Genomic DNA, 17,177 nt, shown 5'->3' on the forward strand with positions numbered 1-17,177 from the left:
GGCGACTGTTAAGGTGCGACAAGCATAAGACGCTTTGGAATTGAAGGCGTTCTTTGCCTTCGGTTCCAAAGTGGCTTATGACTCGAGCACCTAGGAGCCGGAGCTGGACAAATAAAAAGCGGAAAACACACCGATTAAATTCTCTAATGCTAAAATGCGCCGGAGCAAAGGCTCCGGCGCAGGCAGATGCAGGTTAGAACAGCGCCCCAAAGCGGGCCGCTGGCATTATTCATTCTAAATTAAATCTTTTCTACCCTAATTGGCTGTTATTCGCCCAAGAATTAGAATGATTCACCCCAGTTTTTCATTTATTCGCCCTAGAATTGGCGATATTCATTCCTGTTTACATTTTTTACACAAAATCCCGCTATGCATGGCCCGCAATATTGCCCGATTCCATGATCATTTCATGCATATGGAGCGTAGGCTCCAGAGGCGCCACGCCCAGCTCTTCCTCAAGAACCTCACAGCATTTCTGGAACCATCTGATTGCCCGGGGGCGATTATTCTTGCTGTAATAACAGTACATCAGGAGCCTGTAAGCCTCCTCCCACGTCCGGTCCTTTTCTATTATTCTTTCGCACCATTCAATCGCCATGTCATAGTCTTCTTTCCGGACACAAAGCTGCGCGAGCTTTTCAGCACCTCTCAGAAAGTATACCTGCAGTCTTTCTTTTTCACTGATGCACCAATCCTCATAGCGCCGCTCAGGCAGATAGTCCCCGGCATACAGTTTCAGGGCTCTTTCAAGTCTGTGGATGCTTTTTCCATGGTCTTTCTCTTCCAGCCCATCTTTGATCCACTCCTCAAATAGGATGGAGTCCAAATCAATGACAGCCTTTGGATTTATCCCATAAGAGGTGCCTTCCCTGCTGATGAAGAATGGGTTCTTCCTTGGCTTGCGGTTTGGTTCAAGTACGTTATTGAGTGCGTTCAGGGCAACCTTAAAGTCTCTATCCGCACTCGCGGCATCCTGCTCCGGCCAAAGCATATCAAATATATCCTCTTTCCGGATAAGCTGGTGGAGGTGTGTGAGAAAAAGCTGGAGGAGCTCTTTAGCTTTGCCCCGCTGCCATCCTCCTTCGTCAATCTCCTTATCGCCCAGCCATACACGGAACTGCCCGAGCGTTTTCACTTTGAGGGTGAATCCCGGGTGGGAATGAAGGTTGCCAAGATTCATTTCTTTTAGCAGCCTTGCAGTATAATCAGGCATAATGCCGCTTTTTTCTGCTTCAATCAGAATGGGTGCAAACATCTGCAGGTCCCTTGGGCCGAACAATGTCCTTCTGAACAGGAAAAACTCATAGTCCCCCCATTGCATCTGGCTGAGGAAAGACTTGAATGAGTGTTCAAAATCTTCCTGAAGCCCCTGCTGATGAGCAGAATAGGCTTTCCAGAATAAAGCCAGCATACAGCCGTAATCATCCCCGCACTGCTGAAGCATGCTTGATGCAAGATCAAAATGCTTATCTGCTTCACCGAAGCGCCTCCCATAAGCAGAGCTGATGCCCATACTGATGAGGATCAGGGAAGACAGCCACATATCCTTCACTCTCTCGGTTTCCTGCAACCCTGCCTTCCCGGCATCCATCGATTTGCTGTAGTCATTCCGTTCTCCGTATAAAATGCATAATCCCATTAACGGCTCTGCTTTTCCTCTTTCAATTTCAAGCCGGTCCATTATGTCCAGGGAAGTCCTGTAGCATTTTTCCGCAAGAGCAGAATCATATTCCCCCAGCAGCTGTGCCGCATGCCCAAGCCTGATCCACCCGCAGGCTTCTACAAACGGCGCCTTTGTACTGATTCCCTGCTGGATGCCTTCCTGGGACAACTTTTTCGCTTCTGCCCCATTGCCTGTAAATGCCTCGATAAGGGCCAGCAGCAGATCTGTCTCCCTGTGGGATTTCGGGAGCGGTTTGCCCTCACTCTTTGTTTTGCGGCCGGCCATCAAAATTTTCCTGCTTTCTGCCAATTTACCCGTCCTTAAATAAAGCCGGGCCAGCAGGCTTTTGTCCAGCATCTGATGACCCATGGATTCTGCCCTCTCCATCCATTTTTCTGCTTTGGCGGCCTGCCCGGCATTTATAAGGTTTTCCGCAAGCAAATGATAAAGTCTCGCCGGTTCATCCCTTCCCCCGCGGATATCCCCTTCCTTCAGCTGTATCGCCTGGGATAAAATGCGCTCTGCTTTATGCGGCTGAATCGTGTCCAGATAGATCCTTGCCTTCCCTTCAAGTGCACGCGCCTTCCAAATCAGGTCCTTCTTACCGTCAGCGCCTGTTGCCGCCCTGTCATAGGCAAGCTCTGCTTCCTGGTAAGAAGATCTGTAGCGCAATACTTCCCCTTCAAGGAACCAGACGGGATAAAACCTGTCCTTTGTCTGCCCGGGGATGCCCGCAATCCTGTCTGACAGGCTTCCCAGCTTACCGGTTTCAAGCATCCTTAGCCCCTGGTCGCTTAATATAGACGCCATTTCCTCTGTTGAACCAATCTTCTCAAAATGCTTAAGAGCATCATCCCACTGAAGGCTCCGTACGAAATGGCGTGCACATCTCTCATTTAAAAGGCGGTAGCTATGCGGCTGGCCGGCTTTCAGCTGCTTTTCCAGGAATTCCTTAAATAGAGCATGGTATCTGTATACCTTTTCCCCTACCTTATGGATAAACAGGTTCTTCTCTGTCAGCTGCTGAAGCATTGCCCCTGCCCCGGCGATCCCCAGGACCTCATTGCAAAGCTCTTCTGTCATATCATCAAAAATGCTTGTTTGTTCAAGGAATTGCTGGATAAGCGGCGGCTGCTTGGCAAATACCTCTGTGACCAGATATTGAAAAAGGTCCGCCAGGGAGCCGGACGATGCTCCGAATAAATTAGAGATGCTTTTTTTGTCTGTCAGCTGCTGTCCAATCATCCCCACAGCAATGACCCATCCTTCTGTAGCAAGGCAAATTCTGTCCAAATCCCCCTGCTTAATGGAAATTCCGTATAATTCATTCAAGAGCAGCTCCACTTCATCCCGGGAAAGGACCAGGTCCTCTTTCTTTATTTCAAGGAGCTTGTCTGTGACCCTCATCTTTTTCAGCAGCTTCCATCCCGGCCTGCTCCTGCTTGAGATAATAAGATGAAGATTCGGCGGAATATGTTCAAGGAGGGTTTCCATCCAGCAGTTGATCGTATAGGAGTGCTCAACCTGATGAAAGTCATCAAGGATCAGCAGTATATTTTCCCCATGAAGGGCTGCTTCATTTAAAAATAAAGAGGCGAGTGAACGAATCTCTTCTTCTTTTACATACCGGTCCAGCTGCTCCAGGATGCTTAAGATCTCAGTCCCGAAATCAGGATGCACCAACCGGACCGATGCCACAAGGCAGGATAGAAAAGGAATGATATCATCATCCTCGGATGATATGGAATACCAGCTGCAAGGAAGCTTTTCATCGTGGACGAACAGGGCCAGGGCCGTACTTTTTCCATACCCGGCACCTGATTCGATAATGCACAGCGGATATTCAGCAACCGCTTTCATTTTTGCCGAAAGCCTTGCTCTCCTTATATATCCTTCCTTGACTGGCGGCACCATCAGCTTGGTTTTGATGACAGGCATTTTTATCCCCCCTTTCCATTTTTATAATTTTTAGATTATTTTAGCATATTTGCACACAAAAAGGACTTGAATTCTCCAAGTCCTTAGAATTTAATATCCATTTCATCGATCGGCCAGTAGCGAAGATTTACCTTTCCTACCACCTGGTCAGCATCAATGCATCCGAAATGCCGGCCATCCCAGCTTTCCAGTCTATTGTCCCCGAGGACGAACAGCTGTCCTTCAGGCACTGTTTCGGTGTGTGCCACTTCCTCCAGGGTAAAATCACCGGTCAGGCGGTCGCCGAGGGTCTCTTTTCTGTATTTTTCAAGGAAAGGCTCCTCCACAAGCTTGCCGTTGATATACAGATGGTCATCTTTATAATCGACCCTGTCACCCGGCAGTCCGATGATCCTTTTAACAAAATCCTCTTTTTCATTTGCATGGAAGACTATGACATCGAATCTTTGCAGCTCTCCGATCTGATAGCCGATTTTATTGACTACCAGTTTGTTTCCATCCTGCAGCGTCGGCATCATGGACCCGCCTTCAACCACATAATTTGAGAAGAAAAACATACGGATAAATACAAAAATGATAATTCCGATCGCGAAGGCCTTTATCCACTCAAGACCCTCCCGCTTAACCTCTTCTTTCACGCGGTCCCCCACCTCCCTGGTTTATTTGCTGCTGTCTTTATCTGCTCCCATATTTATCTTTACTTCAATCCTTTTCCCGACATACCAAAGAATAAAAATAACAGCAAGGACAATCACTGTCCTGATGGGCTGGGTAATCAATGACCTTATATCGTAGCCAATAAAGCTCATGGTAAAAATCATGACCATTTTGCCTGTCAGCACGGCAAGCATATACTGAGCAAAGCTTATTTTGGAAAGCCCGGCCACTATATTCACAATAGCCGACGGGGTAAAGGGAAAACAAAGCAGGATGAACAAAGGGCCAAAGCCATGGCGCTCAATCCAGCTCATCAGCTGCTGCACCTTTGCATGTTTTCTCAAAAAGGTTAATAGCCTCTTCTGCCCGTATGTACGGACAAGATAAAAAACAAGCATGGCCCCAGCGCATGCACCTGCCCAGGATATCAGAAAGCCGAGCCACAATCCAAATGCATTGGCATTTGCCATGACGAACAGAAACAGCGGCAGAAAAGGCAGGAAAGCTTCAAGCATTGGCAGCAATATTCCAGGCAGCGGCCCAAAAGAACGGTAGCGTTCAATAAGATCCATTATATTTTCCAGTGTCAGCCAATCCTTGAGCAAGTCAAAATCCATTGAAAAATCTCCTTAGTAAAAACAATTCGGTATTTATTCTTACCTCTGGCAAGGCGTCTTTACACCACAAATTTATTTATTCTTACCTCTGGCAAGGCGTCTTTACACCACAAATTCCTCCCTGTGCCTATTATTTCGACAAAAATTCGCTGACCGCCTGCCGGTTTTGTTCCAGATTGACCCCAAGGACATCCGCACCTCCTGGAGTTGTTTCATCCCAATAGGAACCTTCAACAGGAACCCTTAATGTCTCAATCTGCCTGCCTTCTTTAGACAGCAGGCTTTTGCCCATATATAAAATGTCTCCGGTATCCATATTTGTATTGATATACGGGGTGACGACACCTACCAGTTTAGGAAGCTTCGGCAATGTCTGGATGCTGGTGAACTGATCGGCAATTTCTGTCATCACCTTCTGCTGCCTCTCCACCCTGCCGAAATCGCCTACAGCATCATGCCGGAAGCGCACATATCCGAGCAAGTGCTCTCCGTCCAGCCTTTGAAGCCCTGGATTCAGCGTTACACCTATATTATCCGACATCTCCTTTTCAACGTCCACTTCGACACCATTCGGAAATGCTTCATCGATAAGCTGAACAAATCCCTGAAAATCGACAATTGAATAATACTGTATATCAATATCAAAGTTCTCTTTGATTGTCTGCCTCAATAACTCTGGGCCGCCATACGCAAACGCAGCATTAATCCTGTTTTTCCCATGGCCCGGGATGTCTACATAAGAATCCCTCATGATGGAAATGATCTTATAGGTCCCCTTATCAGGATGATATTGACCTACCATGATTGTATCGGTCCGCGGCGTTTCTTCCCCGCGTGCATCACTTCCAAGCAGCAGTACGTTCGTGCCCCCGTATTTGTCTGTTTCGCCATTGAATTCATATTTTACTTCATTAGTATTTTTCACTTTATCTTCAGACTGGGCCACACCCTGATTAAACTGGTAGTATGCATAAGCAAGAGTGCCGGCAATAATCAAAAGCAGGAACAACACAGCCAGCTTCCATTTGCGCTTCTTCTTTTTCTGCTTTTTTTCGTATCGATCCGATCTCATCACAATTATCCTTCCATCATATAGTCAGGTCCGCAGCAGCTGTTATTTCCAGCAAGCCTGCAGAACCGCATTTTCAAAGCTCCGGTTTATAAAAAGAATAACCACTTTATATGACTCTGTCTGCGTGCAAAAGGTTTCGTTTGTCCTTCTGACATTTTCTATTTTTCCTTGGCCGCTTGGCATCCTGAAGGACTGGCCTTTATTTTATTGTACACAAAAAACCGCAAAGACTCACAGCTTTGCGGTTGTTTTTCTGGATTATCCTGCTATTTACTGATAAAAAATTACAAATACTTGTCAAACCAGCCTGAGATATAATCAAGGCGGCTGATTCGGAGCGAAGGTTTCCCGCTCCTGGAGAGCTCATGGTTGGATTCAGGGAACCGGACAAAGCTTGTTTCTTTTTTGCGGTGCTTCAGGCTGATGAACAGCTGCTCCGCCTGTTCAATCGGACAGCGGAAATCCTTTTCGCCGTGAAGGATCAGCAATGGCGTATTCATTTGATCGACATAAGCAAGCGGCGAGTGCTTCCATAGCTTTTCAATATCATCCAGCCCCGCTTGGATCTGCCAATCTGTGAAATAATAGCCGATGTCGCTTACTCCATAGAAGCTGATCCAGTTTGAGATCGAGCGCTGGGTGACAGCTGCCTTGAACCTGTCTGTGTGGCCGATGATCCAATTGGTCATGAAGCCGCCATAGCTTCCTCCCGTCACCCCGAGCCTGTCCTGGTCGATGAACGAATATTCTTTCAGCACATAATCGACTGCATCCATCAAATCCTCGTAATCCCTGCCCCCGTAGTCACCTCGGACGGCATCCACAAATTTCTGCCCGTACCCATGGCTGCCCCTCGGATTGATATAGAGTACAGCATAGCCTTTAGCTGCAAGGACCTGGAACTCATGGAAATAGGAATTGGCATACATCGCATGCGGTCCGCCATGGATTTCAAGGACCAGCGGATATTTCTTTCCTTCCTCAAAACCGGCAGGCTTCATCAGCCAGCCATGGAGATCCCATCCGTCAGCAGAAGTAAATTCAATCGGCTCTGCTGCGGAAAGGCCGGTTTTCTCCAGAAACTCAGAGTTGACAGCGGTCAGCTGCTCCAGTTTTCCTGTAGTGATTTCCAGCAGGAACAGGTCACCCGGATGGTCTGGCTTGCTTATAGCCACTACTGCTCTGTCATTATTCCCTCCGGTTGACAGCCCATAGACATGCTGCCTGTCCAGCAGCGCAGGGAACAGCTCTCCTTCAACCGTCCCGTAATAGACTGCAGTGCTGCCATTATCAGTGGCAATGAAATAGAAGCTCCGATTATCATTTGACCAAAGAAGGCCTGGGGAAACGGCTCCCTGCTGGAAGTCGCCGATCGCATAATCCCCGATCAGCAGGTCTGTATCTGCAGTCAGGCAGCGGAGTTCTCTCTGCTCACGGTCATACACCCATGCTTTTGAAAGTGTAGCATTTTCAAACTCCCTTTCATGTCCGATCAAACCAAGATAGCGGCTGTCAGGCGACCAGGTGATATTGCCGAAATAGCCTGTACCCTGGGTGATTTTCTCCTGCTCTTTCGTTTCAAGATTAATCAGGTAGGCATCGCTGCCATATGAAAAATCCTTGTCCCCGCTCAGGTCTGCTGTCACAGCCAAATGCTTTCCGTCCGGCGACCAGCTTTGAAGGCTGTAATCATTTTCCCCCTCTGTCACCTGCTCGATATTACCGGTATCTGTGTCAGCAATGGCAATATGGGTGAATTTTCCGTTCCAGAAGCCCTGGGCATCGGATTTATACCTCATTTTATTCACTTCGAGCGGAGCAGGCTTTTCATCTTTTTCCTCCCCGCCTTCGCGGTCATTAACCGATTCTCCCTCTCCGAGGGAAACAGTAAAGGCGATTCTGGAGCCGTCTGGCGACCATACCGGATTGCCAGCCCCGTTCTTGCAGTATGTAAGCTGGCGGGCCTCTCCGCCCGCTGCGGAAAGAATGTGGATTTGATTTTTCCCGCTTCGGTTAGACACAAAGGCCACCTGGCGTCCATCATGCGACCAGCGCGGCGAATGATTGCGCCATGTGCCGAATGTCCATTGGACAGGAGCGCTTTGATCTTCCGTGTTTATGTAATAAAGATTGGAGCTGTATGCATCCTTTTCCTCCAGGATAACGGTTTCCGTATAGACACAATCCTTGCCGTTCGGCGCCAGCTGGGGGTCGGCCGCTGATTTTAAATGATGCAGATCTTTTGATGCAATGGTGTTTTTTGCCATGATAATCATCTCCCCTTTATATGTAAAACCATTCTACTTATTTCGACAACAGAAATACTTTTCCTGCCTGACTGGCATTTTTTCAGGAAAAATATTTTTTCGGCTCCAAATGAGCTCTATGCCCCAATATGAGGAAGACTGTTATAGAGTGATGCTAAATTCGACTTGCATAGAAGGCAGGGATTCAGTAAAATAATAACGAACAAACGTTCTATTTCTGTTCGGAGGAGCAAGCTGATATGACAAGAATTCCAGAGGATGACCGAAATATTATGGAGCAGGCAATCTATCTTCCTATGGTATTGGTTGTGCTGAACAGGGACATAGGTGTGATTAATAATAGTCCCTTTAAACTCAAAAAGCCTTACCTGAATTTAATTGAGGATACGATGAAATTCATCCAGACAGAGCTGGCAGGCGTAAAGCGCTATATGAAGGATAACCGCCTCCAGGTCCAGGAGATCAAGCGTGATGAAGCATTTACGATGTTCATGTTCCTTTATAAAGGGTATGAAGAGCACCATAATTATTTTAATCCGAGGATCCGCAACAGGGTGCAGGAGCTGATGGAATATTACTTGTTCAAACGCTGGACGATGCAGGAAGAGAGCCGCCTACGTCTGAAGAGGCCAGGCCAGCATCTCTAATTTACCGCATAGGCGCATGCCGGAGGTCACTCGAGCTTCCTGTTCCGGTAGCTCCCGACGGGTTCTGAAGCCCTGTTGAGCCTCTGATTATCTGTGAAATAGAACATCTTCCTGCCATGCCCTTCGATCCGCTGATGAAGCTTTGTCCTTAGATGAGCTGTCCGGAGGAGCTGATTTTCAAATGAGCTGGATGATACAGGGAGGATCAGTGTATGCTTGTTTCCGAATACGACCTTGGTATGTGAGGGATCTGTACGATGGTGGGCTGCAATATGCTCATAAGAGATCCAGATGCAGTCGGGGTTGTTCGGGGAAGTTGTCGGAAAAAAATACAGCAGGTTTGTCGGGTCGATGACAATTGGGACTTTATGCGTCACGCCAATGATATCCTTGGTCGCATCCTTCCGTCCCTCATAAGAGGAGCCAAAGTAGCCGCAGCTTTTTTTGACGATATCAAACGGTTTGAACGGGGACAGGAATTCATCTTCCACCTCAAAGATCCGCGAATAAATTTTTTTGCCGTATATGTGCGGCAGGATGATCATCGTAGAAGGATTTATTTCGTACTCCTCCACCAATCTTTTTTTATGCATATCCAAGTGATTCATCTCCTTTGCTCTTCGTTTCATTTCATTATACCATCTTTATTCCAGATAATTGCAAATTTTTAGTCAATTATTGTCAAATGCCACTGTCACGGAATTAATTTTCTAAAAATTTAAATAATTTAGTTGAATTTTCCCCTGCTCCTCCATATAATATTAAAAAGCAGCAGGGGTGATTTTCATGAAAGAGAAGTCATATGCAGAGTCGATGAAAAAGAACACGATGAACCGCAACCAGCTTAAGGACACGTACGTCTTACACCTCTACATTGAAATGCTCTTGTCGGAAGTCCAGCTGATATCCGAAAAAGAAAAATTGGCCCAAAAAATCGATCAAGCCCTCGATGATCGCAACAAGGCCCTATTCACCCAGCTATCAAAAGAGTACAAAGAATTGAACGAACGATTTGGAAACTAGAAAACTGGAAACCCTCCGGTCCGGCCGGAGGGTCTTCTTTATTATCCACGGACCGTTCAGTGGCCCAAATACTCTACCCTTTTCTCTTTTAAGATCTCAATCTCCCGTTCTGCAGCATCTTTCTCCGTTCTGAGTTCGATTTCGAGGTCCTCAAGCACATTCAGGCATTCCTTCACTTTATCAGCAGAGGCATTGATTTTCTCCTGGACCATCCAATCGGAAAAAATATTATCAAAGAAAAGATCGGCAATGCCCAAAAAGCTTCCCACCTCAAGCTCGGCGGAAATGGAGCGGCCAAGGTCATCAAGCTCCTTCTGCAGCTTTTTCAAGTTGTGCTGTGCGTCATGCAAGGACTCTTTTGCCTTGTCCATATATGACCTTTTCGCCATGGTCGAGAGGAAGTCGCCTCCCGCAAGGTCGAGGAAACCCCAATTTTTCGCGCTCGAAAGCTCGCCATCAGCTTTGCGCAAGGCTTCCCTTGCCTCCACCAAAGCACTCTCAGCTTCCCGTATTTCCTGAATTATCGCTTTCCTTTCCTCCAGCCGGTCTGATAAATGAAAAAGCATATCGCTGACAGCTCCGCCTTCCTGCAGGATCAGACGTTCTTTTTCCAATAGCAGCTCTTTGTACACCGCCCCAGCCGTTTCCAATCCGGCAGCTTTTTCACTGAGCGCGCTGATGTCAGCTTCGTAATCCTTTATTTTCTTCAGGGACTCATCATACAGAATCCTTGCTTTATACGCTTCCTCTTTTTCTTTTTGCAGCCTTTCTTCCTTCTTGCCGCTGAGCATCAGAAAGAATCCTGACAATGATGGGCCTTCTAGCTTATCCGCTTCCTTCAGTTCCTTCTCCCAAGTTTTCTTCAGCCTTTCTGATGAAGCCTTTTCCTGATCATTTTCAGCCATCAGCGCCTCAAGGCGCCTTTTATATTTTTCATACTGCTGTTCCCGCTGTCTTGCTTCAGCAATTCTTTGATCCAGATTCATTACCAGGTCCCCTTTTTTGGTTCGTATAATAATCATACGGATTCGACTGTGAAAAAGATTCAACAAACAAAGAGGCCCCGGCTCGGCCGGGTGCCCCTCTGCTTAACAGCTGTTATTCGCTGCCGGATCCAGTTCTTTTTTTCATTTCATACTCTTCCAGCATGGAAATACGCTCCAGCATGGTCGGATGGCCGTACCGGAAAATCTTCACAAGCAGCGGCGGCTTTACCTGGCTCAAGCCTGCCTTCGTCAATTCCTGGAATGTCCCTATTGCCGCTTCCGGATCATCCGTCATTTCAATGGCATACCGGTCAGCTCTCATTTCCTGATATCTTGAGACAAGGTTGGTAACCGGACTGGCAGCAAAAAGCAGTATCGAAAGGAGCGCAAGGAACAGAGGGAGTGAGCGGATGTCGGAAACCTCCTGCAGCTTAAAGGCTCTCCCCCATCTTGCAATCACCAGCTTCATCAGCTTCGATATCAGATACAGGCCGATCAAGGAAAGCACTAAATAACCCGCAATCCCTATGTATATATGCTTCTCTACATAGTGGGCCATTTCATGCGCCATGATGAACAGGATCTGGTCATCACTCAGCCGGTTGAGTGTTGTATCCCACAAAACGATCCGTGAGTTTGAACCGATGCCTGTTACATACGCATTAAGCGAGTTGGTCTTCTCCGCCATGTTTACTTCAAACACATGCTCAGCAGGAATATGTGCCTCACCCGCTAATTGAAGGATTTTTCCTTCCAGCTCTTTATTTTTAAGCGGATAAAAATCGTTGTAAAGCGGATCGATCACAACAGGCTGCAGGAACATCATGAAAAGTGTGAACGGCACCGATAACAGCCATGCATACAGCCACCATCTTTTTGTGCTTTTTTTCATCAGCCAATACAGCACTGAAACCAAAATGAACATCGTTCCGTAATTGATCCAGAAGTCGATCAGTTCATCCTTCATCCAGGAGCTGAAGGTCTGTGTTGAGATATTATAGCTCTTGGACAGCGAATAGCTGATAAAGCTTAAGGGGAATGTGGCGGCGAAAGCAAAGACTGAGAGCCACAGCAGATAGATGGCCGTCTGCAGAGCCTTTGCCCGCGCCGACTTCCCCGCCCACTTCTTCATGGCTGAAGACAGGCCGGTCACAAGGACGAGAACATAAAACACCCATTCAAGGGGTGTGGACAAAAAGAACAGCAGGTTCCTTATCTTGGAATACTCTTCGCTCAGCATAAGCTCCCGCCCGTTCAGAAAAGCTTCCGGGTCTGCCTGTGTTCCCTGATACTCAAAAGGCAGGCTTGTATTCGCAAAATAAAACAGATACCAGTAAAAAAACAGCCCGTAGACTACATATCCTATGACTGTGTAAAAGCCGATTTTCCGAGCCATTTCAATTCCCCCTTTCTTCTTGGCTGCTTTTTCGCAAAAAGCGGGCAGCCTGGACGGGCTTTCTTTGTACAACCTCTCTCCCTACAGTGTAGTACCGATTGTTTATTTTAGAACAGCAAAATGGATGAGCCTCAATTATATATTCTCCCAAACCGCTTTCAAACCGCTGCCCTCAATAGAAAAACCAGGCTCAGCAGCTTGAGCCTGGCAGTCATGCTAGAAAAAATAGGAGTATACCGACAATACAGCGATCGACCCGAGGACAACCACGATGACATTTGCTCCAAGGTAAGCTGCCAGGAAAGCTGCAGCTGCCCCGAGCAGGCCGTACCAGATGTCTTCCTGGATAAATAGGATTCCTGGGAAAATAAGCGCTCCCAGTGTCGCATAAGGGACATTTCTCAAGACCCCCTGCCAGAATGCAGGCAGCTCCTTCCCTCTGAACAGGACGAAGGGAAGCATCCTCGGAATATAGGTAACGGCCGCCATCCCGATGATCATCATAATGATTTGGCTATTCATGCCGATTAACTCCCCTTCTCTTTTTGATAGTTTCAACAGCTTCAGTAATCAGTGCTGACAAAAGTGTAGCTGTGACAATGGCCCATCCTGTCGACAGCAGTTCTGCCATTGTGAATATCGTATTGAACCCTGCTGCAAGCACAGCAAGGAACACAACCTTTGCACTGCCCTTCATGGAAGGTACGAGCAGTCCCACAAACATGGCATATAATGCGACTGACATGCTTTCCTGGAGAGTCTGCGGAAGACTGGCGCCGATCAGATGGCCGATGCCGGAGCTGACCACCCAGCTTGAGTAGGATACAAAGATGAGGCCGAACATATAGCCTGAAGAAACTTTCTCTCTTTTCATGGAAGCAACTGAAAAGGTCTCATCTGTAATGCCAAAAGCAAATATGATTTTATTTGCCGTATGCTCGTCTTCACACTTTTCATTAAGAGATGCTGACATCAGGAAATGCCTGATGTTAACAATAAAGGTAGTAAGGATGATTTCAAATATCCCTGTCCCCAGCGTCAAGAGGCTCAGGGAGATATACTGGGCCGCACCCGCAAAGACGAGCAGGCTCATCAGCACTGTTTCTCCTACTGAAAGCCCTGTAGTCTTTGCCAAGAGCCCGAATGTTATGGCAATCGGAAAATATCCGATCGCAATGCTTATCCCTGCCTGTATCCCTTTGCGGAACTCCCCCGCTGGCCTTTCTGCTGCTAATTCTGCCATATCCTCACCTGCCGTTATGTATCTTGGAAAATATTATTGGAATGTACTGTGTTTCTTCTATACTTTTGAGTTATATTATACATATGTGCGTTATATTACACAATTCCTTTGGAGGAAAAAATGGAGAATATTCACAAAAATATCGGGGAAAATTTACGGAATATACGAAGGAGCAGAGGTCTCAGCCTGGACATGGCCGCAGAGGCAACCGGTGTAAGCAAGGCAATGCTTGGGCAGATAGAACGGGGAGAATCCAACCCCACCGTCACAACATTATGGAAAATTGCCAGCGGCCTCCAGATTTCTTTTTCTTCTTTGATGGCAGAAAAATCATCTGAAGTTTCTTTTGCCAGCATCAGTCGGATTAACCCGATCATTGAGAATAAAGGGAAGTATAAAGTGTTCCCGCTGTTCCCCTTTGATCCCCGAAAGAAATTCGAGATATTTATTGTGGAAATCGCCCCTGACTGGAAGCAGACATCAGATCAGCATAACGAAGGGGTAGAAGAATATATCACAGTCATAAGCGGGGAAATTGAGGTAATCATCGGTGGCCGGCCATACAGGATCCAGGAAGGCTCTGCCCTCCGGTTTGCCGCTGACCAGACCCACAGCTACAGGAATACGGGGGAAGCACCAGCAAAATGCCAGGTAGTCATGTATTACGAATAACAAAATAAAAAGTGCCGCATGGCAGACCATCGGCACCTTTTATTCAGGCAAGAACAGCGCGGTCGCTGTTCAATTTTTCACCGCGGATGCGCTGGAATTCCCCAAGCAGCTTTTCAACTGTCAGTTCCCGCTTCTCCTTTTCTCCTGCTTCGAAAATGATCTGCCCACCGTCCATCATGATCAGCTTGTTTCCGAGATCGATCGCCTGCTGCATATTATGGGTGACCATCAGGGCTGTCAGTCCGAAAGACTCAACGATCTTTCTGGTCAGTTCAGTGATAAGGGCAGCCCGGGCCGGGTCAAGCGCAGCTGTATGCTCATCAAGCAGCAGGATTTTCGGCTCTGTGAAGGTTGCCATCAATAATGACAATGCCTGCCTTTCCCCTCCTGATAAAAGGCCAGCCTTTGCTTCAAGGCGGTCCTCAAGCCCGAGGTGGAGCATTTCGAGCTGCTCCCTGAAAAATGCCTTCCGTTTCTTCGTCATTCCCATCCTCAGGCCCCGCCCCCCAGTCCGCGAAGAGGCGATCGCCAGATTCTCCTCAATGGTTAGATTAGGAGAAGTCCCTGCCATCGGGTCCTGGAAGACCCTGCCGATCAGGCGCGACCTTTTGTGCTCTTTCATTTGCGTAACATTTTTGCCGTCAATCAGCACTTCCCCTTCATCCGGATAGAGGCGGCCTGATATGATGTTCATCAAGGTGGACTTGCCTGCCCCATTGCTGCCGATGACAGTGACAAAATCTCCTGGCTGCATGGATAGGTTAAGATGCTGAAGAGCTTTTTTCTCATCTGGGGTAGCTTCATTGAATACTTTATAAATCTGTTTTAGCTGCAGCAACCTGCCCACCGCCTTCCTCTGCCATTTTTTTCAGCTCATCTTTATCAAAACGCCTTTTTTTTCTGCGCCTGTTATCCCGCTGCCGCTCAATCATCCTTGGGATGATGAGCGCACAGACAACGATCGCAGCCGTAATGAGCTTCATGTCTCCCGTTTCAAGAAAATCGGCCCTCAGCGCAAGGGTCACGATGATTCTATAAAGGATGGCTCCCCCAATAACGGCTAAAGTCGCCCTGAAGATCGTTTTTGCCCCAAAGACCGCCTCGCCGATGATGACGGAGGCAAGGCCGATAATGATCATGCCGATCCCCATGCCGACATCGCTGAAGCCATTGTACTGGGCAATAAGGGCTCCTGAAAAAGCAACAAGTCCGTTGGACAACCCCAGTCCCAGGATTTTGAGTGTATCGGTATCTGCTGAAAAGCTCCGCACCATTGTCTCATTATCGCCCACTGCCCTGATGGCAAGCCCGATATCCGTTTTCAGGAAAGCATCGAGCAGCAGCTTAATGACCATTGATACAGCAAGCATTACCAGCAGGATCCCCCATGTTTTGGGAACCATCCCCTCGAGCCCCATGCCCGTCAAAAGGGATGCCATCCCGCTGTCGAACGGCAGTGACTCCCAAAAGCCGGACAGCTTTGTGATGACAGTCTCCTCTGAAAGGAGGGGGACATTCGATTTTCCCATTATCCTCAGGTTAATAGAATAAAGGGCAATCATCATTAATATGCCGGACAAAAGGGGGTTTATTTTTCCTTTTGTGTGGAGCAGGCCTGTCAGGCACCCGGCAGCAAAGCCGCATATCATGGCCATTATGGTAGCAAGTAACGGATTCACGCCTGCCACGATCATTGAAGCAGCGACAGCCGCACCTGTAACAAAGCTCCCATCCACCGTCAGGTCCGGGAAATCAAGTACCCGGAATGACAGGTACACACCAAGGGCCATCAAAGCATAAATCGCACCAGCCTCCACTGAGCCAAATATCGCTGTGAACATATAATCTTCCTTTCTCCGGGAGGTAATTCTATCATTCTATTCAGTAAATTCAGCCAGGCTGTTCCATTCCTCTTTAAGCCCGATATTCATTTCCTCTGCAGCCTTCTTGTTGATCAGGAGCTTTAAGTTTTGCGGATATTGCACAGGGAGCTCTGATGGCTTCTTCTCTCCTTCAAGGATTTCGGCCGCCATTTCCCCTGCCTCATAACCGATATCTTCATAGTCAAAACCGTAAGCAGCAAACCCTCCGCGCTCGACTGAGTCCAATTCACCGACAAACAGCGGGATATCATTGTCATTGGCTGTCTGAATGACCGACTCCAGCGCGGAAACAACTGTATTATCCGTAATGATATAAATCATGTCTGCTTTGCCTACAAGGGATTCAGCTGCCTGCTTCACCTCTGAGGAAGCTGATACTGTGGCCTCTTCCAGCTTTAAGTCTGTTCCTTCCATCGCCTTTTTCACAAGATCAATCTGGGCATTGGAATTCTGCTCCCCCGAATTGTAGATGACTCCTACCGTTTTTCCTTCCATCTGCTCAGCCATGAATTTCACCGTATTCGGGATGGCATCCGGATGGGTATCTGTTGTGCCAGTGATATTTTCTCCAGGCTCCTCCATCGAGGCAACAAGCTCAGCACCAACAGGATCTGTTACAGAGGTGAAAACGATTGGGATATCCTTTGTCGCATTCAGTGCCCCGTACGCGCTCGGCGTCGAATTGGCGAAGATAAGATCCACACCGTCTCCGGCAAAGTTGTTGGCGATTGCCTGGTTGTTGTTCTGGTCGCCCTGGGCGATCTGGACATCATAGTCAACCTCGAGCCCTTTATCTTCAAGGGCCTTTTTGAACCCCTCAAGCGCAGCATCAAGAGAAGGATGCTCCACAATCTGCGTTACGCCGATTTGATACGTTTTTTCCCCCTCTGCCGCCGTTTTTCCTCCAGCTTCATCTGAACCGCACCCTGACAGCAATCCTGCTGCCAGCAGTCCTGCCGCAGCCAATCCAAACTTTTTCTGTTTCATGAAATATCCCCCATTCTTGTCCTATCAATCGCTATTCCGCTTTTGTACTTTTATGCTTTTATGCTTTTATTCACTAAATTATATAGGCGAACCGTGCTGCATTCAAGATGTATTTTGACAATTTTA

16 protein-coding genes are annotated in these 17,177 nt (G+C 47.6%); 3 read left to right on the plus strand and 13 right to left on the minus strand.

Going from position 1 to position 17,177, the window contains the following annotated elements; genetic code table 11:
- Positions 1–367: 367 nt before the first annotated feature.
- From ABU165_RS11525 to ABU165_RS11545, 5 genes are all read right to left on the minus strand, one after another.
- On the minus strand, positions 368–3,601 hold the full coding sequence (locus ABU165_RS11525; protein WP_253616530.1) for an AfsR/SARP family transcriptional regulator: 3,234 nt from the start codon (positions 3,599–3,601) through the stop codon (positions 368–370).
- A gap of 83 nt (positions 3,602–3,684) precedes the next feature.
- Complete coding sequence (lepB, locus tag ABU165_RS11530; protein WP_022543588.1) at positions 3,685–4,239, minus strand: signal peptidase I; 555 nt, start codon at positions 4,237–4,239, stop codon at positions 3,685–3,687.
- 21 nt (positions 4,240–4,260) lie between these two features.
- A complete protein-coding gene (locus ABU165_RS11535) occupies positions 4,261–4,875 on the minus strand; it encodes a TVP38/TMEM64 family protein (RefSeq protein WP_009793995.1) in 615 nt (204 codons plus the stop codon).
- A gap of 130 nt (positions 4,876–5,005) precedes the next feature.
- On the minus strand, positions 5,006–5,947 hold the full coding sequence (locus tag ABU165_RS11540; protein ID WP_170939487.1) for an LCP family protein: 942 nt from the start codon (positions 5,945–5,947) through the stop codon (positions 5,006–5,008).
- A 284-nt stretch (positions 5,948–6,231) separates the two neighbouring features.
- Positions 6,232–8,223, minus strand: a complete 1,992-nt coding sequence (locus ABU165_RS11545; RefSeq protein ID WP_248137349.1) for a S9 family peptidase — start codon at positions 8,221–8,223, stop codon at positions 6,232–6,234.
- 230 nt (positions 8,224–8,453) lie between these two features.
- Between ABU165_RS11545 and ABU165_RS11550 the strand changes: the two genes are divergently transcribed.
- The gene (locus tag ABU165_RS11550; RefSeq protein ID WP_009793991.1) at positions 8,454–8,861 is read left to right on the plus strand and encodes a YhjD family protein; all 408 of its coding nucleotides are present in this window, start codon (positions 8,454–8,456) and stop codon (positions 8,859–8,861) included.
- 26 nt (positions 8,862–8,887) lie between these two features.
- Here ABU165_RS11550 and ABU165_RS11555 read toward each other — a convergent pair whose 3' ends face one another.
- Complete coding sequence (locus ABU165_RS11555; RefSeq protein ID WP_249276807.1) at positions 8,888–9,454, minus strand: competence protein ComK; 567 nt, start codon at positions 9,452–9,454, stop codon at positions 8,888–8,890.
- A 193-nt stretch (positions 9,455–9,647) separates the two neighbouring features.
- Between ABU165_RS11555 and ABU165_RS11560 the strand changes: the two genes are divergently transcribed.
- Positions 9,648–9,884: an IDEAL domain-containing protein gene (locus ABU165_RS11560; RefSeq protein WP_009793989.1), complete on the plus strand. Its 237-nt coding sequence runs from the start codon at positions 9,648–9,650 to the stop codon at positions 9,882–9,884.
- A 56-nt stretch (positions 9,885–9,940) separates the two neighbouring features.
- Here ABU165_RS11560 and ABU165_RS11565 read toward each other — a convergent pair whose 3' ends face one another.
- From ABU165_RS11565 to ABU165_RS11580, 4 genes are all read right to left on the minus strand, one after another.
- Complete coding sequence (locus ABU165_RS11565; protein WP_094768291.1) at positions 9,941–10,870, minus strand: coiled-coil domain-containing protein; 930 nt, start codon at positions 10,868–10,870, stop codon at positions 9,941–9,943.
- Between the two features lie 112 nt (positions 10,871–10,982).
- On the minus strand, positions 10,983–12,266 hold the full coding sequence (locus tag ABU165_RS11570) for a M48 family metallopeptidase (protein WP_318060217.1): 1,284 nt from the start codon (positions 12,264–12,266) through the stop codon (positions 10,983–10,985).
- 216 nt (positions 12,267–12,482) lie between these two features.
- Complete coding sequence (locus ABU165_RS11575; RefSeq protein WP_009793986.1) at positions 12,483–12,788, minus strand: AzlD domain-containing protein; 306 nt, start codon at positions 12,786–12,788, stop codon at positions 12,483–12,485.
- Complete coding sequence (locus ABU165_RS11580; RefSeq protein WP_318060216.1) at positions 12,781–13,509, minus strand: AzlC family ABC transporter permease; 729 nt, start codon at positions 13,507–13,509, stop codon at positions 12,781–12,783. Before ABU165_RS11580 ends, ABU165_RS11575 begins: the two co-directional genes overlap by 8 nt.
- A gap of 120 nt (positions 13,510–13,629) precedes the next feature.
- Between ABU165_RS11580 and ABU165_RS11585 the strand changes: the two genes are divergently transcribed.
- Complete coding sequence (locus tag ABU165_RS11585; RefSeq protein ID WP_318060215.1) at positions 13,630–14,181, plus strand: helix-turn-helix domain-containing protein; 552 nt, start codon at positions 13,630–13,632, stop codon at positions 14,179–14,181.
- 43 nt (positions 14,182–14,224) lie between these two features.
- Here the strand turns inward: ABU165_RS11585 and ABU165_RS11590 are convergent, their stop codons facing one another.
- From ABU165_RS11590 to ABU165_RS11600, 3 genes are read right to left on the minus strand one after another with little or no spacing between them, the layout of a single operon-like run.
- Entirely contained in the window at positions 14,225–15,019 is a 795-nt protein-coding gene (locus ABU165_RS11590; RefSeq protein WP_009793983.1) for an ABC transporter ATP-binding protein, read from the minus strand.
- Complete coding sequence (locus ABU165_RS11595; RefSeq protein ID WP_094768295.1) at positions 14,994–16,022, minus strand: ABC transporter permease; 1,029 nt, start codon at positions 16,020–16,022, stop codon at positions 14,994–14,996. Before ABU165_RS11595 ends, ABU165_RS11590 begins: the two co-directional genes overlap by 26 nt.
- Positions 16,023–16,058: 36 nt before the next feature.
- Positions 16,059–17,051 (minus strand): ABC transporter substrate-binding protein, encoded by a 993-nt coding sequence (locus ABU165_RS11600; protein ID WP_009793981.1) that lies wholly within the window; start codon positions 17,049–17,051, stop codon positions 16,059–16,061.
- Positions 17,052–17,177: the final 126 nt, after the last annotated feature.

The sequence above is a fragment of the Cytobacillus sp. T106 genome, assembly GCF_040492155.1.
Classification (GTDB): domain Bacteria; phylum Bacillota; class Bacilli; order Bacillales; family Cytobacillaceae; genus Bacillus_AB; species Bacillus_AB infantis.

Coding starts and splice junctions, on each gene's coding strand:
- ABU165_RS11545 (WP_248137349.1), bottom strand. CDS start 8,223: ATGATTATCATGGCAAAAAACACCATTGCATCAAAAGATCTGCATCAT.
- ABU165_RS11535 (WP_009793995.1), bottom strand. CDS start 4,875: ATGGATTTTGACTTGCTCAAGGATTGGCTGACACTGGAAAATATAATG.
- ABU165_RS11550 (WP_009793991.1), top strand. CDS start 8,454: ATGACAAGAATTCCAGAGGATGACCGAAATATTATGGAGCAGGCAATC.
- ABU165_RS11585 (WP_318060215.1), top strand. CDS start 13,630: ATGGAGAATATTCACAAAAATATCGGGGAAAATTTACGGAATATACGA.
- ABU165_RS11565 (WP_094768291.1), bottom strand. CDS start 10,870: ATGAATCTGGATCAAAGAATTGCTGAAGCAAGACAGCGGGAACAGCAG.
- ABU165_RS11580 (WP_318060216.1), bottom strand. CDS start 13,509: ATGGCAGAATTAGCAGCAGAAAGGCCAGCGGGGGAGTTCCGCAAAGGG.
- ABU165_RS11540 (WP_170939487.1), bottom strand. CDS start 5,947: ATGAGATCGGATCGATACGAAAAAAAGCAGAAAAAGAAGAAGCGCAAA.
- ABU165_RS11600 (WP_009793981.1), bottom strand. CDS start 17,051: ATGAAACAGAAAAAGTTTGGATTGGCTGCGGCAGGACTGCTGGCAGCA.
- ABU165_RS11595 (WP_094768295.1), bottom strand. CDS start 16,022: ATGTTCACAGCGATATTTGGCTCAGTGGAGGCTGGTGCGATTTATGCT.
- ABU165_RS11575 (WP_009793986.1), bottom strand. CDS start 12,788: ATGAATAGCCAAATCATTATGATGATCATCGGGATGGCGGCCGTTACC.
- ABU165_RS11570 (WP_318060217.1), bottom strand. CDS start 12,266: ATGGCTCGGAAAATCGGCTTTTACACAGTCATAGGATATGTAGTCTAC.
- ABU165_RS11555 (WP_249276807.1), bottom strand. CDS start 9,454: ATGCATAAAAAAAGATTGGTGGAGGAGTACGAAATAAATCCTTCTACG.
- ABU165_RS11525 (WP_253616530.1), bottom strand. CDS start 3,601: ATGCCTGTCATCAAAACCAAGCTGATGGTGCCGCCAGTCAAGGAAGGA.
- ABU165_RS11560 (WP_009793989.1), top strand. CDS start 9,648: ATGAAAGAGAAGTCATATGCAGAGTCGATGAAAAAGAACACGATGAAC.